The 2,086-nt window shown below is 73.2% G+C and carries 4 protein-coding genes; 2 read left to right on the plus strand and 2 right to left on the minus strand.

Annotated features, from left to right (window positions below):
- Window positions 1–473 (minus strand): ATP-binding cassette domain-containing protein (locus E1294_RS51695; protein ID WP_132520645.1); only part of this gene is annotated, 473 nt, incomplete at its 3' end.
- A 72-nt stretch (window positions 474–545) separates the two neighbouring features.
- Between E1294_RS51695 and E1294_RS51700 the strand changes: the two genes are divergently transcribed.
- Window positions 546–1,226 (plus strand): TetR/AcrR family transcriptional regulator, encoded by a 681-nt coding sequence (locus E1294_RS51700; RefSeq protein ID WP_132520648.1) that lies wholly within the window; start codon window positions 546–548, stop codon window positions 1,224–1,226.
- 24 nt (window positions 1,227–1,250) lie between these two features.
- On the opposite strand, the gene E1294_RS53995 is transcribed toward E1294_RS51700, so the two are convergent.
- A complete protein-coding gene (locus E1294_RS53995) occupies window positions 1,251–1,412 on the minus strand; it encodes a hypothetical protein (protein WP_165977990.1) in 162 nt (53 codons plus the stop codon).
- A gap of 186 nt (window positions 1,413–1,598) precedes the next feature.
- Here E1294_RS53995 and E1294_RS51705 point away from each other — a divergent pair.
- Window positions 1,599–2,086, plus strand: a 488-nt coding sequence (locus tag E1294_RS51705; protein ID WP_220448445.1) for a hypothetical protein, incomplete at its 3' end; no start/stop codon positions are given.

The raw sequence follows: 2,086 nt of genomic DNA on the forward strand, positions 1-2,086 counted from the left end.
GTGCCCACCCCTCTGTCCCGAACCCCTGCGTACGGCAGCCCCAGCGCCTCGGTCGTGCACACGTCCCACACGACCTCCAGGTCGTAGCCGCCCGCGTCGGCGTAGTCGGCGATGGCCTGGGCGTAGGCGAGCTGGCGTGGCTCGTCGTCGCGCAGCACGATCGCCGACTCGGCCGCGTCCAGCGCGGCGGCCGCGTCCCGCACACGTCGCGGCGCCACGCTCAGCAGCAGGTCGTGCACGGTGCCCGAGCCGAGGAACTGCCGCATCACGCCGATGCCGCCGCTGCCGGAGATCCGGCCGCCGGCCGGGGAGAGTTCGCCCGCGATCAGCCGCAGCAGTGTGGTCTTGCCCGCGCCGTTCGGACCGACCAGCGCCGCCTTGGCACCGTCGCCCACCTTGAACGACACGTCGTACAGCAGCGGCCGCCCGTCAGGCAGCAGATAGGCCAGCCCGCTCACCTCGATGTGCCCCACCCGGACCTCCACTCGACCAACGTTCTATAACTAGATCATCGATCCAGTACTCGTACAACGTATTATCTCCGGGTGGACACCGTGTGGTCGCGCCCCCCGAAGGCGCCCAGGCAGTCGCTGACGCTCGACAAGATCGTGGCCGAGGCGGTGGCACTGCTCGACGAGGAAGGCGTCGGCCGGCTGACCATGCGCCGCCTGGCCGAGCGGCTCGACACCGGCTCGACCACCCTCTACTGGCACGTCACGACCAAGGACGACGTTCTCGACCTGGCTCTGGACGCCGTCTTCCACGAGGTGCGGCTGCCCGGCCGCGAAGCCGGCTGGCGGGCGGCGGCACGCGAGCTGATGAGCGGCTGGCGGGGCGCGCTGCTGCGCCATCCCTGGTCGGCCACCATCCTCGACCGGCCGCTCATGGGCCCGAACGCGCTGGAGCGCACCGAATTCCTGTACGAGACACTGGCCGAGGCGGGCTTCCCCGCGCCCAAGATCGCCGCCTACAGCCTGGCCAACTACGTCATGGGCTCGGTCATCATGCAGGCCACATGGCAGGAGCGCGACGAGGGCGGCACAGGCGCCTTCCTGAAGGAGCGCGCGGACCTCTATCCGTCCCTCGCCGAGCACGGTCTCGACTTCGCCGGCGGGCCCGCGAGCGACCCCTCCGCCGAGTGGGACACCACGTTCGCCGAAGGTCTCGGCTACCTCCTCGACGGGATGGAGCAGGCCGAGGAGACCCGGCGAGGCGGCACCGGCTGAACCGGCCGGTCCCGCGATCTGCTCTCAGCGCACGGCGTCCCCGGCGTCCTCGCGGGCCTGCTTGGGCAGCATCGTCCCGGCCACGAGCGCCGCGGCGATCACCCGGCCGCCAGCCGCGGCATGGTCGCGATGCCGCCCGTGCCGACGCCGAGCCGGGCACCGCCACGCCCAGCGCGCTGCCCACATGCTGGAGCGCGGTGAGCGAGCCGAGCGGCGAAGGAACGCCGGTAGGCGCTGCCTTGACCGGCCAGGACGGGCGGCCACTGGGGGCGGCGCGTGCGGTGCCGCCGGCCTGCCGTAAAGGGAAGGGCTCGGGGAGTGCGCGCGACGGACGGCGCCGAGCCGGACCGCTCCGAGCGGGACGCTGGTGCGATGATCGGTCAGGCGTGGGCGGGCGCTGAGGCGGGCCGTTCGACCGGGGACGCTGGCGAACCTGATCAGTTCAAGGGTGATGGCGTCGTCGAGGTGGACAGGTTCGGGGTGGACCGGTTCGAGAGCGAAGCTGCCGAGCGGGATCGGTCTGAGGTGAACGGCGCCGAGGCGGGACGGCGCAAGGGGGATGGTGCCGGGCGCGCGTGGGGTGCCGTGGAGCGCGAGCCGACTCCGGACCCGGCGGCGTCCGTGGTGCCGGCCCGTGGTGCGGTGGACCCGGCGACGGCGCGCCGCGTCGGGGTGGATCGCACCGCTTCGGCCTGGCCGGCGGTGGATTTCGCCGAGCCGGACCGCGGTGCGGTCGACCTGGCCCTGACGCGTTGCGCCGAGACGGAGCGCGTGGCTGTCAGCTGGGAGGAGATGGACCGCGCGACGACGGCCTGGGCAGACAGGACGGCGGGCGGGGCGGTCCGCGAGCGGGGTGGGAC

Source organism: Nonomuraea diastatica, from assembly GCF_004349015.1.
Lineage (GTDB): Bacteria > Actinomycetota > Actinomycetes > Streptosporangiales > Streptosporangiaceae > Nonomuraea > Nonomuraea diastatica.

Coding starts and splice junctions, on each gene's coding strand:
- E1294_RS53995 (WP_165977990.1), bottom strand. CDS start 1,412: ATGTGGGCAGCGCGCTGGGCGTGGCGGTGCCCGGCTCGGCGTCGGCAC.